This window comes from Blautia sp. AM28-27, from assembly GCF_003480905.1.
GTDB classification, from domain to species: domain Bacteria; phylum Bacillota; class Clostridia; order Lachnospirales; family Lachnospiraceae; genus Fusicatenibacter; species Fusicatenibacter saccharivorans.
The window spans coordinates 266,076-286,377 of the sequence record NZ_QUJK01000001.1; the positions used below are offsets into that span (position 1 = coordinate 266,076).

Genomic DNA, 20,302 nt, shown 5'->3' on the forward strand with positions numbered 1-20,302 from the left:
TTGGCGTTGCTCCTTTTTGATAACAAAAATTAAAAGAAAAATTTTAGAAAGGTTTAATATTTCCTTGAAATCACTGCACTACTGTGCTAAACTGTCCTTATGCGAAATTTTTTCATCAAGCGGAGGAAACCATGAACGGACAGGAGATCAGAGACAGGCTGCTGCATTCCTACGAGAGGAGCTACGATATCGTAAAGCCGTCCGAAGTAAACGGCCATACATACGATGCCTGTGCAAGCTACCACGAGAGCGGCGCAAAATACGTGCTCTCAAAGAAAGCAGAGCTGTGGAGGATCAGCTGTCATGAGCATGCGTATTTTAAAGCGGTGGAAGAACTGAACGACCAGGACGTCGAAACATTTCTGACGGACCTGACAGAATGGATAGAGCCAAAGGTGGTTCGCGAGGGGAAGGAAGTACCGGATACCGACCACATGTACACGCTGGTCACCGGTATTTTTTTTGCGGACAAACCGGTTGCGGACAGCGTAAAGAAGAAAATCCGAAAATATAAGTATTATAAAAATTACCGGTTTTCTTTGAGAGGCTACTGTCAGGTGCGGCTGCTCGTCTTTGATACGGCAGAACAGAAAGTGTTTGGAAACCGGGCGGCTTGGGAATTGGTAAAGGGATATGCTAAGATGTTCCGGTCTTAGTTATCTATAAATTTATTCTATCAAAAAGAGGGAGGAAAAAACAAATGAATAGTATTCTTGTACTGGTTGTCGGAATCGGCATTCTGATCGCCGGATACGTATTCTACGGAAAATGGCTTGCCGAGCAGTGGGGCGTTGATCCGAAACGGAAAACCCCTGCATTCACCGAGGAGGACGGTGTGGACTACGTTCCTGCCAAAGCTCCTGTCTTAATGGGACATCACTTCTCATCCATCGCAGGCGCAGGCCCGATCAACGGACCGATTCAGGCCGCTGTCTTTGGATGGGTTCCGGTTCTTTTATGGGTACTCATCGGCGGTATCTTCTTTGGAGGCGTTCATGATTACGGCGCACTGTTTGCATCCCTGCGCCACAAAGGACAGTCCATCGGCGAGGTTATCGCAGACACCATGGGAAGTAAAGCGAAAAAACTCTTTATCGTCTTCGCTTACCTGACCCTGATTCTTGTTGTTGCAGCCTTCGGTTCCATCGTTGCCAATACCTTCAAGGCAGCCTATACCGAGAGCGGCGCTGTCGATGTGGCAGCAAGTTCTGCAAATGCAACAACCGCTATGATTTCCATTCTGTTCATCGTACTCGCCGTTGTGTTCGGTTTCATGGTATACAGAAGAAATGTATCTCTTGGCGTTTCCACCATCGCAGGCGTTGCAGCCATTGTTGTCTGCGTTGTTGTTGGATTAAACTTCCATCCGATCTATCTCTCCGAGACAGTATGGATGGTAATCGTTGGTATCTATATCACCGTAGCTTCTGTTGCACCGGTCTGGATTCTGCTTCAGCCGCGTGACTACTTAAGCTCCTTCCTTCTGTACTTCATGATGATCGTAGCCGCTGTCGGTGTCATCGGAAGTGCTCTGATGGGCCATGCATCCCTGGATATCCCGGCATTCACCGGATTCAAAGATACGCTGGCTCCGACCGGAAGTTCTCTTGGATTTATGTTCCCGGCCCTGTTCGTAACCATCGCCTGCGGAGCAATTTCCGGATTCCATTCACTCGTTGGTTCAGGAACTACATCGAAACAGCTTGACAATGAGAAAAATGCCCGCCCGATCGCATACGGCGGTATGCTGATTGAGTGTGCACTTGCAATCGTATCTCTGTGTGCAGTCGGCTACATCTGGTCCAGATACGCAGACGGAACCACCGTTGTTCCGACCGCTGTATTTGCAACCGGTATCTCCGAGATGGTAGCAACCATTCCGGGACTTGGCGGATCGACCCATGTACTGTACTCTCTGCTGGTTCTGACTGTATCGGTATTCTGCCTGACTTCTCTGGATACCGCAACCCGTCTGGCAAGATACATGTTCCAGGAGTTCTGGCTTGAGCCGGGACAGACTTACAAAGAGGCAACCGGCTACAAAGCCGTTCTGACCAATCCGGTTGTATCAACCGTTATCACCGTAGTACTCGGCATCGGCCTTGGCCTGACCGGTTATTCCAAAATCTGGCCGCTGTTCGGTGCATCCAACCAGCTGCTGGCAGCCATCGGACTTCTTGCTGTTGCCACCTGGCTTGGAAAAGTCGGCAAAAACAACAAAATGTTCCTGTTCCCGATGGTATTCATGCTGATCGTAACCATCACATCCCTTGTACAGACGCTGCTCGCAAACTTCAAGGGCCTTGGCGCAGGCGTTGGCATCGGCTGGTGCGTAGCACGTATCGTGCTGGCAGGCCTGCTTGTCATCCTGGCGCTGATCCTGGCTGTCGATGGATTCAAGACTCTGGCAAATCAGAAAAAAGCAAAATAATGTGTGATTACAAAAAAGGCTCCCGGATAAAAACGGGGGTCTTTTTTTGTGACAGGGTTCTTGTGTTTGCGTCACACATACGGTATAATGATCGCAAGTTATTTCAGCGTGAAAGAAGGAAAACGGTTATGAAAAAAATTGTATTTGCAACAGGAAACGCCGGCAAAATGAAAGAAATCCGTGAAATCCTTGCGGATCTGCCGGTGGAAATTTATTCGATGAAAGAAGCCGGCATTTCGGTCGAGATCGATGAGAACGGCAAAACCTTTGAGGAGAATGCAAAAATCAAAGCACAGACCGTTGCCGGATGCACAGACGGCGACATGATCGTGCTGGCGGATGACTCCGGTCTGGAAGTGGATGCCTTAAACGGCGAGCCTGGTGTCTATTCGGCAAGATATATGGGAGAGGATACGTCCTACCGCATCAAAAATCAGAGCCTCGTTGACCGCCTGGAGGGCGTGCCGGTGGAAAAAAGAACGGCACGATTCGTCTGTGTGATTGCAGCCGCCTTCCCGGATGGAACAGTCTGTACCACCAAAGGAACGATCGAGGGAAAAATCGGTTACGAGGAACGCGGGGAGAACGGTTTTGGCTATGACCCGATTTTCTATCTGCCGGATATGAGCCGCACGACCGCAGAACTTTCTCCGGAAGAGAAAAACGCAGTCAGCCACAGAGGAAAAGCACTGGCGGCGATGAAAGAACAGATTGCATCATATTTGAAATAAGAAGAGGGAAGAGAATGAGTATGAAATTTCTGATAGTGAGCGATACCCATGGACGGATGTATAACCTTGAGGAGGCCATGGAACGTGAGGAGTTCGACGGCATGATCCACTGCGGTGACGTGGAAGGGATGGATGACCTGATCAAATCCAAGGTAAACGGCCCGTGCTATATGGTCATGGGAAATAATGACTGGTTTTCAAACCTCCCGGCGGAGATTCAGGTGAACATTGATGATTACCGTGCCTTTATCACACACGGTCATAACTACGGCGTATCGCTCGGCCTGGAGGGAATCTATGCGGAGGCGCTTTCCAGGGGTGTGGATATCGTACTGTTCGGCCATACGCACCGGCCGGTCGCAGAAAAGCGTGGAAATCTCTGGATTGTCAATCCGGGCAGCCTCACGTATCCGCGTCAGATGGGAAGAAAACCAAGCTATGCCATGCTGACGATCAATGAAGAGCATGAGCTTTCGGTGGAAATCAAGTATTTGGATTAAAAAACGGGTCGAAAAAGGGCGGAAAACAGCCCAAAATCGAATGAATTATCGCAACTAACATGACTATTCCAAAGAAAACAGGGTAGTACCGGAGCAGGTTCTGACTAATCCTTAAAAAGTTTGTCAAAAAAATACAATTTAGGTGTTGACAGATGAGAAAAGATATGATAAGATCTCTTTGTTGTCCGGTGAGAGCAAAACAACACAAAAAACATTTTGAAAAAAATGAAAAAAAGTGTTGACAAACCGAAAACAATGTAATATAATAAATCTTGCGTCGAGCGCGAAAGGGTTAAACGCAAATCGGGAAACCTTGTTTACGGGGTGTGGCTCAGCTTGGCTAGAGCGCCTGGTTTGGGACCAGGAGGTCGCAGGTTCGAATCCTGTCACCCCGATGTCGTGCGGGTGTAGTTCAATGGTAGAACACCAGCCTTCCAAGCTGGATACGTGGGTTCGATTCCCATCACCCGCTTGCTGCTACAATTTTGTAGAAGCTGTGTGCTTGTAGCTCAGTTGGATAGAGCAACGGCCTTCTAAGCCGTGGGTCGGGGGTTCGAATCCCTCCAAGCACGCTTCACTAAAATTAAATAGTGAAAAAGACTGTAAGTCGTAATTATGGTGGGTATAGCGCAGTTGGTTAGCGCGCCAGATTGTGGCTCTGGAGGCCAAGGGTTCGAATCCCTTTATCCACCCTGCCAGCAAGGCGAAACATTGGGCTATCGCCAAGCGGTAAGGCACAGCACTTTGACTGCTGCATTCGCTGGTTCGAATCCAGCTAGCCCAGTTGGATGCAAAAGTATACGGAGCATTAGCTCAGTCGGTAGAGCACTTGACTTTTAATCAAGTTGTCCGGGGTTCGAATCCCCGATGCTTCACTAAATAACCCATAGAAAACGCCCATGGAGGTTTTCTATGGGGTTTTTCTTTTCTTGAAAAAATAATATGCGGTTATGACGGAATTGGCAGACGTGCAGGATTTAGGTTCCTGTGCCTTTCGGCGTGTGGGTTCGAGTCCCACTAACCGCAGAAAAATCCACAGCAGTAAAATGACAAAAATCAGATTCTAAATAATTGCAGCAAAAATATTCGCGCATCAAATATCTTAAAAACTCCAAACAGAACCGAAAATCAAATAGAGAATAGATAGAGGAAAAATGGTATGACAAGAGAAAAGTATGAGTCATTGCCTTTGAGCACGCTGAAAGCGCTGGCAAAATCCAGAAACATGAAGGGGATTTCCACCCTGCGGAAAGAAGCGCTGATTGAGCGGATGCTGGAAGAAGATCAGAAAGAAAACCAGAAAAACATGGAAGAGCCGACGGTTCTAAAAGAGGAAAAAAAGACGGAAACTGTACAGGATCAGAATCAGGAACCGCAGGAAAAGCGGGAGGACGGTATGGAGCGCCAGAATCGGGAAACCTCGGAAAACGGCACCGCACGCCCGTACCAGAGACCGCGGTATGTCCGCCGGGAAGAGCACAGTGAAAACGGAGAGCGCCAGGAGTACCGTCCAAGAGCGCCGCGTTTCAATGAGCGTAGATTTCAGGAACCACGGAATTATAATCAGAATAACCGTGAGGAAGAGCAAAGACAGGAGCCGCATCAGGAAGCAGGGCAGGAAATGAGACAGGAGCCGCTGCGTCAGGAAGCAAGACCAGAGACGAGACAGGAACCGCGTCAGGAAACCAGCACGCTCGACAGCGGCCAGGAGGCCTGCGGCATCCTCGAGGTCATGCCGGACGGATTTGGATTTATCCGCTCCGACAACTATATGCCGGGCGACAGCGATGTCTACGTTTCCCCGTCCCAAATCCGCCGTTTCGGACTGAAAACGGGAGATATCATCCGCGGAAACACGAGAGTAAAGTCCGCAACCGAAAAATTCAGCGCCCTTTTATACTTAAAGAGCGTCAACAATCTGCCGCTCGACCAGATCATGCGCCGCGGCAATTTCGAAGATATGACACCGGTCTTCCCGGATGAGCGGCTGCGCCTTGAGCGCCCGGGCGGAAGCATGGCGATGCGGATCGTGGATCTTGTAAGTCCGATCGGAAAAGGTCAGCGAGGCATGATCGTTTCCCCGCCGAAAGCCGGAAAAACGACGCTTTTGAAGGATGCGGCAAAATCCATCCTGCGGAACAACCCGGAGATGTATCTGATCATCCTTCTGATCGACGAGCGGCCGGAGGAGGTCACCGACATCAAAGAAGCGATCCAGGGCTCCAATGTGGAGGTTATTTATTCCACGTTTGATGAGCAGCCGGAGCACCACAAACGCGTGTCCGAGATGGTCATTGAGCGCGCGAAACGTCTTGTGGAGAGTAAAAAAGACGTTACGATCTTCATCGACAGCATCACACGTCTCGCCAGAGCTTACAACCTGACCGTTCCGCCGAGCGGCCGTACCCTTTCCGGCGGTCTCGATCCGGCAGCACTCTACATGCCGAAACGGTTCTTCGGCGCGGCCAGAAACATGCGTGAGGGCGGAAGTCTGACGATTCTTGCAACGGCGCTTGTGGACACCGGAAGCAAGATGGACGATGTCGTTTACGAGGAATTCAAAGGCACCGGAAACATGGAACTCGTGCTCGACCGGAAACTGCAGGAACGCCGCGTCTTCCCGGCCATCGACATAGCCAAATCGGGAACAAGAAGAGAAGATCTGCTTCTGACACCGGATGAGCAGGAGGCCGTTTACAATATGCGGAAGGCATTAAACGGCATGAAATCCGAGGAAGCCGTGGAAAATATTCTGAATATGTTTGCCCGCACCAGAAACAACGGCGAACTGATTCAAATTTTAAAGAAACAAAAAATAGTATAAGGCTTGCAATTTTCAAAATTGTGTGATACAATGAGAAAGCTGTGCAAGGTTGATGAGATTTTGTCAGCCTGAAATACGAAATCATCAGAGTAAATCTGAGAAGATAACAATATTAAGAAGAGGTGAATAAAATGAGAGAAGGAATCCATCCAGAATACCATCAGGCAACTGTTACCTGCAACTGCGGAAATACTTTCGTAACAGGTTCTACCAAGAAAGAGATCCACGTTGAGATCTGTTCTAAATGCCATCCGTTCTACACTGGCCAGCAGAAAGCTGCTGCAGCTCGTGGACGTATCGAGAAGTTCAACAAGAAATACGGCATGAAATAAGAATTGAATCAAGCAAGATGAAAAACGGGCTGAGGTTGGAAGATCTCAGCCCGTTCTTGCGTTACGGATGCAGAAAATCCCCTTTGAGGAGGTAAACGTAAATTATGAAATCATCCAATATTGGCGGCCAGGCCGTGATGGAAGGCGTCATGATGATGAACAAGGACCGCTATTCCGTCGCAGTACGCCGGCCGGACGGGGAGATTGAGGTTAAAGTAGAGCAGCACAAGCCGCTGACGAAGCACAAGGAGCTCTTAAAAGTTCCGATTCTGCGCGGTGTCTTCAGCTTTGCCGATTCGATGATCGTCGGCATGAGTTCCCTTATGTACTCCGCTTCGTTCTATGAGGACGAGGAGGAAAAGAAAAAGCCGGCGACGAAAGAGGAAGAGGAGCAGCAGAAAGCGAAAAAAGAAAAGACAGACAGGCTGATGATGTACGGAACCGTCACATTTTCCGTTGTCATCGCCGTCGTTCTCTTTCTGATGGTGCCGTACTTCCTGTCCGAACTGCTGCACAAAGCGGGAGCCGGAACGACACTGACCGCGGTGGCAGAGGCCTTTGTGCGTGTGGCACTGTTCCTCGGCTATCTGGCAGCCATTTCCCGTATGGAAGACATTCAGCGCGTGTTCATGTACCACGGCGCCGAGCATAAATGCATCAACTGCGTTGAGCACGGTCTGGAACTGAACGTGGAAAACGTCTTAAAGAGTTCCCGGGAGCACAAGCGCTGCGGAACGAGCTTTCTGATGTACGTCATCGTCATCAGCATCATCTTTTTCATGTTCATCCGGGTCGATTCCCCGCTGCTGAAAATTGTGATCCGCCTGCTTCTCATTCCGGTGATCGCGGGCGTTTCGTATGAAATTATCCGCCTGGCGGGAAAAAGTGACAATAAACTGGTCAACCTGATCAGTAAACCGGGCCTGATGCTGCAGCGCCTGACGACGCGCGAGCCGGATGCCGAGATGGCAGAGGTTGCGATCGCCGCTGTGGAGGCTGTGTTTGACTGGAGAGCGTATCTGAACGAAAACTTTGGTTATACGTACCCGGCCAAAACCGAAAAGAAAGAACATGAGGAGCCGTGACCGATGAGTGTGCACGATAGAAAAAACTTGAAATCTGCACTGGAATCCGCTATTCTGTACTTACAAAAGCAGGGGGTGGAGGAAGCCCGGCAGGACGCATGGCTTTTACTGGAGTATGTCTGCGGGATCAGCCACAGCACCTACTTTGTACACAGTGAAGATGAAATGCCAAAAGAACAGCAGGAGCAGTACGAAGCGCTGGTCAGAAAGCGCGGCGAACACATTCCGCTGCAGCAGCTGACCGGAGAGGCGTGGTTCTACGGAATTCCGTTTTTTGTGAATGAGCATGTACTGATTCCGCGGCAGGACACCGAGATTCTTGTGGAGGAAGCGCTCCGCGGCCTTCCAAAAGATGCACGGATTCTCGATCTCTGCACCGGTTCGGGATGCATTCTCATATCGCTTCTTGTAACGAGAGAGGACTGCACGGGAATCGGCGCGGATCTCTCCGAGAAAGCCTTACAGGTTGCGGAAAAGAACGGCGCACAGGTGGGCGGACGGGCATCGTTCGTAAAGAGCAACTTATTTGAAAACATCGAGGGAACCTTCGATGTGATCGCAAGCAATCCGCCGTATATCCGCACGGATGTGATTGAAACGCTGATGCCGGAGGTGCGCGACCATGAGCCGCGGATGGCACTCGACGGCAGTGCGGACGGTCTTGTCTTTTACCGGAAGATTACAGAGCAGGCAGGAAGCTATTTAAAAGAGGGCGGAAAGCTCTGTTTTGAAATTGGATATGATCAGGGAGATGAAGTGCGGGAGCTGATGGAAACCCACGGCTTTGCCGATGTACAGGTTCTGAAAGATCTGGCAGGCCTGGACCGCGTGGTGACCGGTATCTGGCACAAAAAACCCTGACAGAAATGAATTTTAATTTTGACACCATAATGACATCATAAACAGACGAAAACAGCAAAAAGGAGCAGTCATTTTATGTTTGATAAACTTGATGATATCCTCATGCGTCTCGAGGAGGTACTGAATCAGTTAAGCGAGCCGGACGTCGCTGCCGATGCGGCGAAGTTCCAGAAGCTGATGAAGGAGCAGGCAGAACTCCAGCCGATCGCAGACGCATATAAGGACTATAAAACACAGAAACAGACCATTGAAGAGAGCCTGATGCTTCTCGAGGAGGAATCCGACGAAGAGATGCGCGAAATGCTGAAAGAAGAGCTCTCCGATGCGAAAAAACGCGTAGAGGAGCTGGAGCAGGAACTCAAAGTCCTGCTTCTGCCGAAAGACCCGAACGATGACAAGAACGTTATCGTAGAGTTCCGCGCAGGTGCCGGCGGAGACGAGGCGGCACTCTTTACCGCAGAAATCTGCCGTATGTACATCAAATACGCAGAGAGCCGCGGCTGGAAAACAGAGCTGACCAGCGCCGATGAAAACGGAATCGGCGGCTTTAAAGACGCAACACTTCTGATCAACGGAGCAGGCGCGTACTCCCGGATGAAGTACGAGAGCGGCACACACCGCGTACAGCGTGTGCCGGAAACCGAGTCCGGCGGAAGAATCCATACCTCAACCATGACCGTAGCGATCATGCCGGAGGTGGACGACGTCGAAGTACAGATCGACCCGAAAGATTACAAATTCGATGTATTCCGTGCTTCCGGAAACGGCGGCCAGTGTGTCAATACGACCGACTCAGCAGTCCGTCTGACCCACTTCCCGAGCGGCATCGTCATTTCCTGCCAGGATGAGAAATCACAGTTAAAGAATAAGGACAAGGCACTGAAGATTCTGCGTGCCCGTCTGTACGACTTAGAGCAGCAGAAACAGCACGATGAGATGGCCGAGCTTCGAAAGAGCCAGGTCGGAACGGGAGACCGCTCCGAGAAGATCCGTACGTACAACTTCCCGCAGGGACGTGTGACGGATCACAGAATCAAACTGACCTTATACAAACTGGACGCCATCATGAACGGCGATCTGGATGAAATCATCGACAGTCTGATTGCAGCCGATCAGGCCGCAAAGCTGAGCAGCATGCAGGAAGAAGCATAATAATAAACGCTGCGAATCACGATTGGTCTACAGGATCGATTGTTGATAGAATAAACAGGAGAAAAAAGGGGAAAAGAGAAAGGGAAAACGCTATGAAGAAAACAGCACTTGTGATCATGGCAGCCGGAATCGGCAGCAGATTTGGAAAGGGAATCAAACAGCTTGAGCCAGTAGGACCAAACGGGGAGATCATCATGGATTATTCCATCCACGATGCACTGGAAGCCGGCTTCAACAAAGTAGTCTTCATCATCCGCAAGGATCTGGAGAAAGATTTCAAGGAAGTCATCGGCAACCGCATCAGCAAAATCACAGAGGTGGAATATGCATTCCAGGAGCTCGATGATCTGCCGGCAGGCTTTGCAAAACCGGAAGGCCGTACCAAACCGTGGGGAACCGGCCAGGCCGTTCTTGCCTGCAAAGGTCTTGTAAAAGAGCCGTTTGCTGTTATCAATGCTGATGACTATTACGGAAAAGATCCGTTCGTAAAACTGCACGACTACCTCGTACAGGAGCATGATGTGGATGAAGTTATGCCGATCTCCATGGCAGGATTCGTGCTTGGAAACACCTTAAGTGACAACGGCGGTGTTACAAGAGGTGTCTGCGTCGTTGATGAAAACGGAAACCTGACCGGTGTCAACGAGACGAAAAACATCGTAAAGACCGCAGAGGGCGCAGGCGTTGAAAAAGAAGACGGAATGGTTGATCCGATCGACAAAAACTCCCTTGTTTCCATGAACATGTGGGGACTGCAGCCGGAGTTCATTGATCTTCTGGAGAAAGGCTTTGTTGAATTCCTTTCTGCACAGAAAGAGGGAGATGTAAAAGGCGAGTACCTCCTTCCGATCTACATCGACGAGCTGCTGCACGCAGGAAAAGCAGAAGTAAAAGTTCTTCCGACCGACGCAGAGTGGTTCGGCGTAACGTATCAGGAAGACAAAGCTTCCGTAACAGAAGCATTCCGCAAACTGATTGCGGACGGCGTATACAGCGAGAAGCTGTACGACTAATTACGATATTTTGTTATTTGAGTGAATAACCAGAAAAAGCGTGTTTGAATGATTGCAAAAAATTTCAGACACGCTTTCTGCCCGAAAGGGGAAAGGAGCATACCATGGGTAAATATTTTGGAACAGATGGATTTCGCGGAGAAGCAAACATTGATCTGACGGTTGAGCATGCATATAAAGTGGGAAGATTCCTCGGATGGTATTTCGGAAAAGACCACAAAGCACAGATCGTCATTGGAAAAGACACCAGACGCTCCAGCTACATGTTCGAATATTCGCTGGTAGCAGGACTGACCGCATCGGGAGCAGACGCTTATCTGCTGCACGTAACGACCACACCGAGCGTTTCCTATGTTGTCCGTACCGAAAACTTTGACTGCGGAATTATGATCTCCGCCAGCCACAACCCGTTCTATGACAATGGAATCAAAGTCATCAACGGCCTGGGACAGAAACTGGAAGCCGACATCGAAGCGCAGATCGAAGCCTACATCGACGACGGAACACCGAAGATCCCGTTCGCAACGAGAGAAGACATCGGACGCACCGTGGATTTTGCAGCCGGAAGAAACCGCTACATCGGACACCTGATCTCGATTCCGACAAAATCCTTTAAAAACATGAGAGTCGGACTCGACTGCTCCAACGGAAGTGCCTCTTCCGTAGCCAAGAGCGTGTTTGATGCCATCGGCGCCAAGACATATGTGATCCACAACGAGCCGGACGGAACAAACATCAACTGCGGCTGTGGTTCCACCCACATCGAAGAGCTTCAGAAATATGTAAGAGAGAAACACCTCGATGTCGGATTTGCCTACGACGGAGACGCAGACCGCTGCATCGCTGTCGATGAGCTGGGAAATGTGGTAGACGGAGACCTGATCATGTATGTCTGCGGTAAATACTTAAAAGAAAAAGGCCAGTTAAACGGAGATACGATTGTGACCACGATCATGTCAAACCTCGGTCTTTACAAAGCGTGTGACCGCGCCGGTATCCGGTATGAGAAGACGGCAGTCGGCGACAAATACGTGTGCGAGAACATGATGGCAAACGGCTATTCTCTCGGCGGAGAGCAGTCCGGCCACATTATTTTCAGCAAGCACGCGACGACCGGTGACGGAATCCTGACCTCCCTGATGGTGATGGAAGTGCTGATAGATAAGAAACTCCCGCTCAGCACCCTGACAGCCGAGGTAGTGATTTACCCGCAGCTCTTAAAGAATGTCCGCGTGGCAAACAAAGCAGCTGCAAAGGCCAACCCGGCAGTACAGAAAGCAGTAGAAGACGTAGCAGAGGCCCTGGGCGATGACGGACGCATCCTCGTAAGAGAGAGCGGCACCGAGCCGGTGATCCGTGTCATGGTGGAAGCACCGGACGACGCAACGTGTGCAAAATACGTAGACCAGGTTGTTTCTGTGATGCATAAAGAAGGACTTGTGACAGAATGAAAAAAAGACTGGTAATCTTTTTTCTGGCGGCGGCAATGGTGCTTGGCGGCTGTGAAAATAAAAATTCAAAGCTTTATAAAAAGGGCATCGAGGCGCTCGAACAGAAGGACTACGTAACGTCGATTGCGATGCTGGAGGGAGCCGTAAAGGCAGGCGACCGACTGGCGGAGAGCTACCGGTCGCTCGGCATCGCTTATCTGAAAAGCCAGGAGTATGACAAGGCAAAAGAGGCTTTCAAGAGCAGTCTTTCGAGCATGAAGCACAAAGACGCGGAGTTTTCGCGCGATGTCATGTATTACGAGGCGGAAACCTGCGTACAGGCCGGAGATCTGGATGGAGCCATTGAGATCTGCACCAATATTCAGGAAGAAAAGGCCGATGCCGATGCGCTGTTCCTTAGGGGACGCGCGTACTTCCTGCAGAAGAATTACGAGCAGGCGAAGGTGGATTTTGATGCGGCAGTGGAGACGAAGGAGAGCTATCAGCTCTGCCTTGACATTTACGAGCTGTATCAGGAGAGCAGCATGAAGGCGGACGGAGACCGTTACCTCGAAGCGGCAGTGAAGATTGAGCCGAAAACGACCGAGGATTATTATAACATCGGCTGCGCATACTACTATCTGGAGGAGCAGGACGAGGCGGTCAAAGCGTTCTCGAAGGCAATGAAGGACGGCAGCAGCGCGGCGATGGAAATGCTCGGCGAGGTTTACCTTTCCAATGGTCAGAACGACGAGGCGAAAGCACTGTTTTCTTCGTATCTTTCGACAGATGGCTTTGCGGCGGCAGCAAACAACGGGCTGGCGCTCTGCGCACTTGCGGAAAACGACACGGACAGTGCACTCTCGTATATCGAGGAAGGACTCAAAACGGCAGAGGATTCCGACCGGGAAAATCTGCTGTTCAACCAGATTGTATCCTATGAAAAACGGGCGGATTTTGATACCGCGAAGTCGCTGATGGCGGATTTTCTGGCAGCATACCCGGAAAACACCGCGGCGCAGCGGGAAAATACGTTTCTCCAGAACCGATAACAGACGGAGGAAGTTGGATTGTTTGATTTAAGAGAAGAACAGGAGCGCGTGATTCTGGTCGGCGTACAGGAAAACGGCGGCGCAAACGCAGAAGAATCGCTCGACGAGCTGGCGGAACTGGCCAGCACCGCCGGTGCGAAGGTGGAGGGCCGCCTGGTGCAGGTGCGAGAGGCCATTCATCCGGGAACGTACATCGGAAAAGGAAAATTAGAGGAATTGAAAATTCTGGTGCGCGCCTGCGATGCGACGGGCATCATCTGCGACGATGAGCTCTCCTCGATCCAGTTAAAAGGGCTGGAGGAAGCACTGGAATGCAAGATCATGGACCGTACGCTTTTGATCCTGGATATCTTTGCGGCGCGCGCCGTGAGCAGCGAGGGTAAAATCCAGGTTGAGCTGGCCCAGTTAAAGTACCGTGCGTCCCGACTTTCCGGCCTTGGCACATCGCTTTCCCGTCTCGGCGGCGGAATCGGTACGAGAGGACCGGGAGAGAAAAAGCTGGAAACCGACCGGCGCCTGATCCGCACGCGTATTACGCAGTTAAAACGTGAGCTTGAGGAAGTACGCCAGCACAGAGAGCTCCTTCGTGAAGGCAGAAAACGTTCCAAAATCCCGGTAGCGGCGCTCGTAGGCTATACGTCAGCGGGAAAGAGCAGTCTTTTAAATGCACTGACAGGATCGGAAATTCTGGCAGATGCAATGCTGTTTTCCACGCTGGATACGACGACGCGGTCACTGACCCTTCCGGATGGACAGGAAATCCTGCTGACCGATACGGTTGGATTTATCAATAAGCTGCCACATCATCTGATCGATGCATTCCGCAGTACGCTGGAGGAAGCACGGTATGCCGACTATATTCTCCACGTTGTGGATACGTCAAATCCGCAGATGGAGCTGCAGATGCAGGTCGTGTACGATACGCTGCGGGAACTGAAAGTTGAGGACAAAAAGATCGTCACCCTGCTGAACAAGCAGGATAAGCTTCTCGCCCCGATGGTTGTAAAAGATTTCCGGGCAGACGCGAGCCTTGCGGTCTCTGCCAAAACAGGACAGGGACTCGAAGACCTCAAAAATTTACTCTCCTCGTGGATGATGGAGGGAAAAATCTATATCGAGCGCCTCTATCCGTACGATAAGGCGGGAACGATTTCACTGATCCGCGGATACGGAATTCTGCTCGAAGAAGAATATCTGCCGGAAGGCATCCGCGTAAAAGCCTATGTACCGAAGGATATCTATCCGAGGGTATAGAGGTATGGCAAGCGGGCTTAAAAACGGCAGTACATCCCTTTAAGCGCCGTACAGCGCCGAAAAATGGAAGGGACAGAATACAAGTAAAAGTACCATATCTAGTGATGTTAGAAAATTTCACACTAGATATGGTACTTTTTACTATTGACGGGAGGAACATGCTCTGCTATCATATGGTTCAGACACTGCAAAGAGTGGAACCTTAAAAAGGCCTTGCAGAAACGGTTGAATTAACAGGAGGGATTCCATGTTTCAGGTAGAAAAGAGAGACGGAACGATTGCAGAGTTCCAGATGAAAAAGATTACCGATGCGATTGGAAAAGCATTCGGCGCAAAAGATATGCAGTTCAGCGATGACATGCTTCAGATGCTGGCACTGCGCGTAACAGCGGACTTTCAGTCCAAGATCAAAGACGGAAAAATTTCAGTGGAGGCAATTCAGGACAGCGTGGAGAACGTGCTGATCCAGTGCGGCTACGCAGAAGTGGCAAAAGCTTACATTCTGTACCGCAAGCAGAGGGAAAAAATCCGCAACATGAAATCGACGATCGTAGACTACAAAGAGATCGTGGACAGCTACGTAAAAGTAGAGGACTGGCGTGTCAAAGAGAATTCGACCGTAACGTATTCTGTCGGCGGTCTGATCTTAAGCAATTCCGGCGCGATCACAGCCAACTACTGGTTATCAGAGATTTATGATGACGAGATCGCCGAGGCACACCGCAACGCGGATATTCACATCCACGACCTGTCGATGCTGACCGGCTACTGTGCAGGATGGTCGTTAAAACAGCTCATCAAAGAAGGACTTGGCGGCATCAACGGAAAGATTACTTCTTCTCCGGCAAGACATCTTTCGGTTCTGTGCAACCAGATGGTCAACTTCCTCGGCATTATGCAGAACGAGTGGGCAGGTGCGCAGGCATTTTCTTCATTTGATACGTATCTGGCGCCGTTCGTCAAAGTGGACAACTTAAGCTACGGCGAAGTGAAGAAGTGCATCGAGGCGTTTATCTACGGCGTCAACACACCGAGCCGCTGGGGAAGCCAGGCACCGTTCTCCAACATCACACTCGACTGGACCGTACCGGATGACCTCGCGGAGCTTCCGGCGATCGTCGGCGGCAAGGAGATGGACTTCAAGTACAAAGACTGTAAAAAAGAGATGGATATGGTCAACAAAGCGTTCATCGAGACGATGATCGAGGGAGATGCCAACGGAAGAGGCTTCCAGTACCCGATCCCGACCTACTCCATCACATCCGATTTTGACTGGTCCGATACGGAGAATAACCGTCTGCTGTTCGAAATGACTGCAAAATACGGTACCCCGTACTTCTCCAACTACATCAACAGCGATATGAAACCAAGCGACGTGCGCTCCATGTGCTGCCGTCTCCGCCTGGATCTGCGTGAGCTTCGAAAGAAAACCGGCGGATTCTTCGGTTCCGGCGAGAGCACCGGATCGGTCGGCGTTGTCACTATCAATATGCCGCGTATCGCATATCAGTCCAAAGATGAGAAAGAGTTCTACCGCCGTCTCGATCATATGATGGATATTGCCGCACGTTCGTTAAAGACGAAACGTGAGGTCATTACCCGCCTCCTGGACGAGGGACTGTATCCATATACGAAACGGTACCTTGGAACGTTTGAGAACCACTTCTCAACCATCGGTCTGATCGGTATGAACGAGGCCGGCTTAAATGCCGCATGGCTCGGAAAGGGTCTGGAGGATCCGAAGACACAGCAGTTTACGAAAGAAGTTCTGAACCATATGAGAGAGCGTCTTTCTGATTACCAGGAGGAGTACGGCGATCTGTACAACCTTGAGGCAACTCCGGCGGAGTCGACCGCATACCGTCTGGCAAAACACGACCGTGCAAAATGGCCGGATATCAAGACCGCAGGCCATGAGGGAGATACCCCGTACTACACCAACAGCTCCCATCTGCCGGTGGACTATACCGAGGATATTTTCTCTGCGCTTGATATTCAGGATGATCTGCAGACGCTGTACACCTCGGGAACTGTCTTCCATGCGTTCCTTGGCGAAAAACTGCCGGATTGGAAAGCAGCAGCTTCCCTTGTGCGGAAGATTGCAGAGAACTACAAACTGCCGTACTACACGCTGTCCCCGACGTATTCTGTTTGTGCGAACGACGGCTATCTCGCCGGCGAGCACTTTACATGTCCGATCTGCGGAAAAGAGGCAGAGGTTTACAGCCGTATCACGGGATATTACCGTCCGGTCAAGAACTGGAACGACGGAAAACGCCAGGAGTACAAGAACAGAACTGTATATGATATCATCCACTCCAAATCGCCGGAGCAGAAAATGAAATCGTACGGTGCAGCAGAGAAACTGGCAGAGCAGGCCGCTGGAAAAGAAGAGCCGAAAGCCGCTGCAGCAGCAGATAAAATCGAGGAAGACGGCATGTACCTGTTCACGACAAGCACCTGCCCGAACTGCAAAATGGCAAAAGAAATGCTCGCCGAGGAGCAGTATGAGGTGATCGACGCAGAGCGTCACCCGGATCTTGCCGCACAGTACGGCATCATGCAGGCACCGACTCTTCTCGTTGTGGAGGACGGCCAGGCGCAGAAGATTGTGAATGCTTCCAATATCCAGAAATATGTGGATGAATATCTCTCCTAAATCTGTGCGCATATAGTTGCAGGAAAGAACAAACAGAGTTATAATAGGAAAAAGCGATACCCTCGCCCGGGCATCCCGGGTGGGGGTATTATTATGGCGCTGAGCACAGCAGAAATCGGCCCGGTGGACCGGTTTCACTTACAGAAGGGAGAAAAATTATGGGATACAGCCAGGACACAATCTGTGTACAGGGAGGATGGCAGCCGAAAAACGGTGAGCCGCGTGTACTTCCGATTTACCAGAGCACAACATTCAAATATGCAACCAGCGAGGAAATGGGAAAACTGTTCGATCTGGAGGAGGAGGGATATTTCTATTCCCGTCTGCAGAACCCGACGAACGACGTCGTAGCACAGAAAATCTGCGATCTGGAGGGCGGCGTGGCAGCCATGCTCACATCTTCCGGCCAGGCGGCAACGATGCTTGCTGTTACCAACATCTGTGAGGCAGGCGACCACGTTGTCTGCGCGGCAAAGGTTTACGGAGGAACCTCCAACCTGCTCGCCGTTACCTTAAAACGATTCGGCATCGAGACTACCCTCGTGGACCAGGATGCGCCGGCAGAGGAGCTGGAAAAAGCATTCCAGCCGAACACCAAAGCTGTCTTTGCCGAGACGATTTCCAACCCGGCAGGTGTTGTACTTGACATTGACAAGTTTGTTAAACTTGCACATGAGCACGGCGTTCCGATGATCTGCGACAACACCTTTGCAACCCCGATCAACTGCCGTCCGTTCGAGTTCGGTGTAGATATTGTCACCCATTCCACCACAAAATACATGGACGGCCATGCAATGGCGCTCGGCGGAGCGATTGTCGATTCCGGAAACTTCGACTGGGATGCGCATGCAGACAAATTCCCGGGCCTTACCACACCGGACGAATCGTACCACGGCGTGATTTATACGCAGAAATTCGGTAAAAAAGCGTATATCACAAAAGCAACCGCACAGCTGATGCGTGATATGGGAGCGTGCCAGTCCCCGCAGAATGCATTCCTGACGAATGTCGGTCTGGAGACCCTGCACCTGCGCGTGGAGCGTCACTGCAGAAATGCCGAGAAAGTGGCAGAGTTCCTGAAAAACCACCCGAAGGTAGCATGGGTTGAGTACGCAGGCCTTGCAGACAGCAAATACCATGCGCTGGCAGAAAAATACATGCCGAACGGAACCTGCGGCGTTCTCTGCTTCGGACCAAAGGGCGGAAGAGACGGCGCGATGCGCTTCACGAACGGCCTGAAAATGGTAGCAATTGTAACACACGTTGCCGATGCAAGAAGCTGCGTTCTGCACCCGGCAAGCCATACCCATCGCCAGCTGAACGATCAGCAGCTCATCGAAGCCGGTGTTCTGCCGGATCTGATCCGTCTGTCAGTCGGCATCGAGGATGTGAACGATATCATTGCAGACCTTGATCAGGCGCTTGCGAACGTATAAAGATACAAAAAACAGGATGTGAAAAGGAGCGTATTGGTAAAATGGAAGAAATGGCAAAGAAACGCGTAAAAGATTCTGAGACAGAGCAGTCGTATCTTCTGATGCACCGCCATATCAACGGCTATGGCCGTCTGTTCGGCGGCCAGCTGGTCGCGTGGATCGATGAGCTTGCCGGTCTGGTGGGACGCCGCCACTGCGGCCACGAAATCACCACCGCGTGCATCGACAATCTGAACTTCAAGCATCCTGCTTTTCTGAACGACACCGTCGTACTGGTCGGAAGAGTGACGTATGTCGGACGCACCTCAATGGAGGTGCGCGTCGACACGTACGTGGAAGAGCTTGCGACCGGCATTCGGAAAATGATCAACCGTGCCTACGTGGTGATGGTGGCCATCGACGAGAACGGCCGCGCACTTCCCGTCCCGGGCCTGATTCTGGAATCCCCGGAGCAGGAGGCCGAGTGGGAGGGCGGAAAACGCCGCTATGAACTGCGAAAAGAGCGTCACAGAGAGGGGTTCTAAGTTGACGTTCACCCGCACATTTGCAGAATCCACCGGAGCTGTCTTCGTGCATTCTGAAAATTTTATTTTAAGAAAATCCCGCCGTGTCCCTTGACAGGCGGGATTTTCCATGTTAAGGTAAAGGCAGTTATACGACTGACGGAAGTGGAAATGACCACAGGGAGTATAGCGTGAGAAGAGGCCGACCGTCTGGGCAGAAGAATGCTTGGGGGAGTGGGTCTGTTTTTTTATCCAAAAACAGAAAATCCCATTCCAGCCACCTTGAAAAGGAGATCAGAAGATGAAAAAAGTATCACTGGAACAGGAATTAAAAGGAAATGCATATCCAGGAAGAGGAATTGTGATCGGCAGATCCAAAGACGGCACAAAAGCCGTTGCCGGATACTTTATTATGGGCAGAAGCCAGAACAGCCGCAACCGTGTCTTTGTTGAGGAGGGTGAGGGAATCCGCACACAGGCGTTTGATCCGTCGAAGCTGGAAGATCCGAGCCTGATCATCTACGCACCAGTACGCGTTCTGGGAAATGATACGATCGTAACAAACGGAGACCAGACCGATACCGTATACGAAGGACTGGAGCAGGGAAAAACGTTTGAGGTATCCCTTCGAAGCAGAGAGTTTGAGCCGGATGCACCGAACTACACTCCTCGTATTTCCGGTGTGATGCACGTAGAGAACGGAACGTACGGCTACCAGATGTCGATCTTAAAGAGCAATAACGGCGATCCGTCCCAGTGCAACCGCTACACCTTCTCCTATGATAACTGTGTAGCAGGGGAAGGCCATTTCATCCACACCTACATGCACGACGGCAATCCGCTGCCAAGCTTTGAGGGTGAGCCAAAACTGGTCGAGATTCCGGATGACATCGATGCCTTCACCGAACTGCTCTGGAGCAGCTTAAACGAGGACAACAAGGTGTCCCTCTTCACACGCTATATCGACATTGCAACCGGCAAGTATGAGACAAGAATCGTGAATAAAAATAAATAAGAAATCGAGTGTTTTGCGAAAGGA

Annotated in this window: 17 protein-coding genes, 7 tRNA genes and 1 riboswitch; all 24 genes read left to right on the forward strand. The window is 50.8% G+C overall.

Features of this window, described 5'->3' with window-relative positions:
• The first annotated feature begins 131 nt into the window (after window positions 1-131).
• The 24 genes from DW743_RS01220 to DW743_RS01335 all read left to right on the forward strand — a co-directional run bounded on the left by DW743_RS01220 (window position 132) and on the right by DW743_RS01335 (window position 20,278).
• Entirely contained in the window at window positions 132-656 is a 525-nt protein-coding gene (locus tag DW743_RS01220; RefSeq protein WP_055219714.1) for a hypothetical protein, read from the forward strand.
• A 44-nt stretch (window positions 657-700) separates the two neighbouring features.
• Window positions 701-2,431 carry a carbon starvation CstA family protein gene (locus DW743_RS01225; protein ID WP_117760505.1) on the forward strand — a complete coding sequence of 577 codons (1,731 nt, stop codon included), beginning with the start codon at window positions 701-703 and terminating at the stop codon, window positions 2,429-2,431.
• A 128-nt stretch (window positions 2,432-2,559) separates the two neighbouring features.
• Window positions 2,560-3,162 carry an XTP/dITP diphosphatase gene (locus DW743_RS01230; RefSeq protein ID WP_117760504.1) on the forward strand — a complete coding sequence of 201 codons (603 nt, stop codon included), beginning with the start codon at window positions 2,560-2,562 and terminating at the stop codon, window positions 3,160-3,162.
• A gap of 14 nt (window positions 3,163-3,176) precedes the next feature.
• Window positions 3,177-3,662: a metallophosphoesterase family protein gene (locus DW743_RS01235; RefSeq protein WP_022462627.1), complete on the forward strand. Its 486-nt coding sequence runs from the start codon at window positions 3,177-3,179 to the stop codon at window positions 3,660-3,662.
• A gap of 320 nt (window positions 3,663-3,982) precedes the next feature.
• A tRNA-Pro gene (locus DW743_RS01240) sits at window positions 3,983-4,057 on the forward strand.
• 6 nt (window positions 4,058-4,063) lie between these two features.
• Window positions 4,064-4,134: transfer RNA gene (locus DW743_RS01245), tRNA-Gly, on the forward strand.
• A gap of 26 nt (window positions 4,135-4,160) precedes the next feature.
• Window positions 4,161-4,234 (forward strand) — tRNA-Arg (locus DW743_RS01250).
• Between the two features lie 46 nt (window positions 4,235-4,280).
• Window positions 4,281-4,354 (forward strand) — tRNA-His (locus DW743_RS01255).
• A gap of 20 nt (window positions 4,355-4,374) precedes the next feature.
• Window positions 4,375-4,446, forward strand: a tRNA-Gln gene (locus tag DW743_RS01260).
• Between the two features lie 18 nt (window positions 4,447-4,464).
• A tRNA-Lys gene (locus DW743_RS01265) sits at window positions 4,465-4,537 on the forward strand.
• A 69-nt stretch (window positions 4,538-4,606) separates the two neighbouring features.
• Window positions 4,607-4,688 (forward strand) — tRNA-Leu (locus DW743_RS01270).
• Between the two features lie 133 nt (window positions 4,689-4,821).
• On the forward strand, window positions 4,822-6,486 hold the full coding sequence (gene rho / locus DW743_RS01275) for a transcription termination factor Rho (protein ID WP_117760503.1): 1,665 nt from the start codon (window positions 4,822-4,824) through the stop codon (window positions 6,484-6,486).
• A gap of 131 nt (window positions 6,487-6,617) precedes the next feature.
• The gene (rpmE, locus tag DW743_RS01280; RefSeq protein ID WP_022462139.1) at window positions 6,618-6,818 is read left to right on the forward strand and encodes a 50S ribosomal protein L31; all 201 of its coding nucleotides are present in this window, start codon (window positions 6,618-6,620) and stop codon (window positions 6,816-6,818) included.
• A gap of 104 nt (window positions 6,819-6,922) precedes the next feature.
• Window positions 6,923-7,903 (forward strand): DUF1385 domain-containing protein, encoded by a 981-nt coding sequence (locus tag DW743_RS01285; protein ID WP_117760502.1) that lies wholly within the window; start codon window positions 6,923-6,925, stop codon window positions 7,901-7,903.
• A 3-nt stretch (window positions 7,904-7,906) separates the two neighbouring features.
• Window positions 7,907-8,764 carry a peptide chain release factor N(5)-glutamine methyltransferase gene (gene prmC / locus DW743_RS01290; RefSeq protein WP_117760501.1) on the forward strand — a complete coding sequence of 286 codons (858 nt, stop codon included), beginning with the start codon at window positions 7,907-7,909 and terminating at the stop codon, window positions 8,762-8,764.
• Window positions 8,765-8,839: 75 nt separating this feature from the next.
• Complete coding sequence (gene prfA, locus DW743_RS01295) at window positions 8,840-9,916, forward strand: peptide chain release factor 1 (RefSeq protein ID WP_022462136.1); 1,077 nt, start codon at window positions 8,840-8,842, stop codon at window positions 9,914-9,916.
• 92 nt (window positions 9,917-10,008) lie between these two features.
• Entirely contained in the window at window positions 10,009-10,929 is a 921-nt protein-coding gene (locus DW743_RS01300; RefSeq protein WP_117760500.1) for a nucleotidyltransferase family protein, read from the forward strand.
• 104 nt (window positions 10,930-11,033) lie between these two features.
• Window positions 11,034-12,380: a phosphoglucosamine mutase gene (glmM, locus tag DW743_RS01305; protein ID WP_022462134.1), complete on the forward strand. Its 1,347-nt coding sequence runs from the start codon at window positions 11,034-11,036 to the stop codon at window positions 12,378-12,380.
• Window positions 12,377-13,411 (forward strand): tetratricopeptide repeat protein, encoded by a 1,035-nt coding sequence (locus DW743_RS01310; protein ID WP_055219726.1) that lies wholly within the window; start codon window positions 12,377-12,379, stop codon window positions 13,409-13,411. Before glmM ends, DW743_RS01310 begins: the two co-directional genes overlap by 4 nt.
• Before the next feature lie 18 nt (window positions 13,412-13,429).
• The gene (hflX, locus tag DW743_RS01315) at window positions 13,430-14,665 is read left to right on the forward strand and encodes a GTPase HflX (protein WP_055227015.1); all 1,236 of its coding nucleotides are present in this window, start codon (window positions 13,430-13,432) and stop codon (window positions 14,663-14,665) included.
• Window positions 14,666-14,912: 247 nt separating this feature from the next.
• Window positions 14,913-17,324, forward strand: coding sequence for a ribonucleoside triphosphate reductase (locus DW743_RS01320; protein ID WP_055227013.1), 2,412 nt, complete (start codon window positions 14,913-14,915; stop codon window positions 17,322-17,324).
• A 158-nt stretch (window positions 17,325-17,482) separates the two neighbouring features.
• Window positions 17,483-18,760, forward strand: a complete 1,278-nt coding sequence (locus tag DW743_RS01325; RefSeq protein WP_022463108.1) for an O-acetylhomoserine aminocarboxypropyltransferase/cysteine synthase family protein — start codon at window positions 17,483-17,485, stop codon at window positions 18,758-18,760.
• 41 nt (window positions 18,761-18,801) lie between these two features.
• Window positions 18,802-19,284, forward strand: a complete 483-nt coding sequence (locus DW743_RS01330) for an acyl-CoA thioesterase (protein ID WP_022463109.1) — start codon at window positions 18,802-18,804, stop codon at window positions 19,282-19,284.
• Window positions 19,285-19,405: 121 nt separating this feature from the next.
• Window positions 19,406-19,486, forward strand: a riboswitch (ZMP/ZTP riboswitch).
• Between the two features lie 78 nt (window positions 19,487-19,564).
• On the forward strand, window positions 19,565-20,278 hold the full coding sequence (locus tag DW743_RS01335) for an IMP cyclohydrolase (protein ID WP_022463110.1): 714 nt from the start codon (window positions 19,565-19,567) through the stop codon (window positions 20,276-20,278).
• Window positions 20,279-20,302 lie beyond the last annotated feature (24 nt).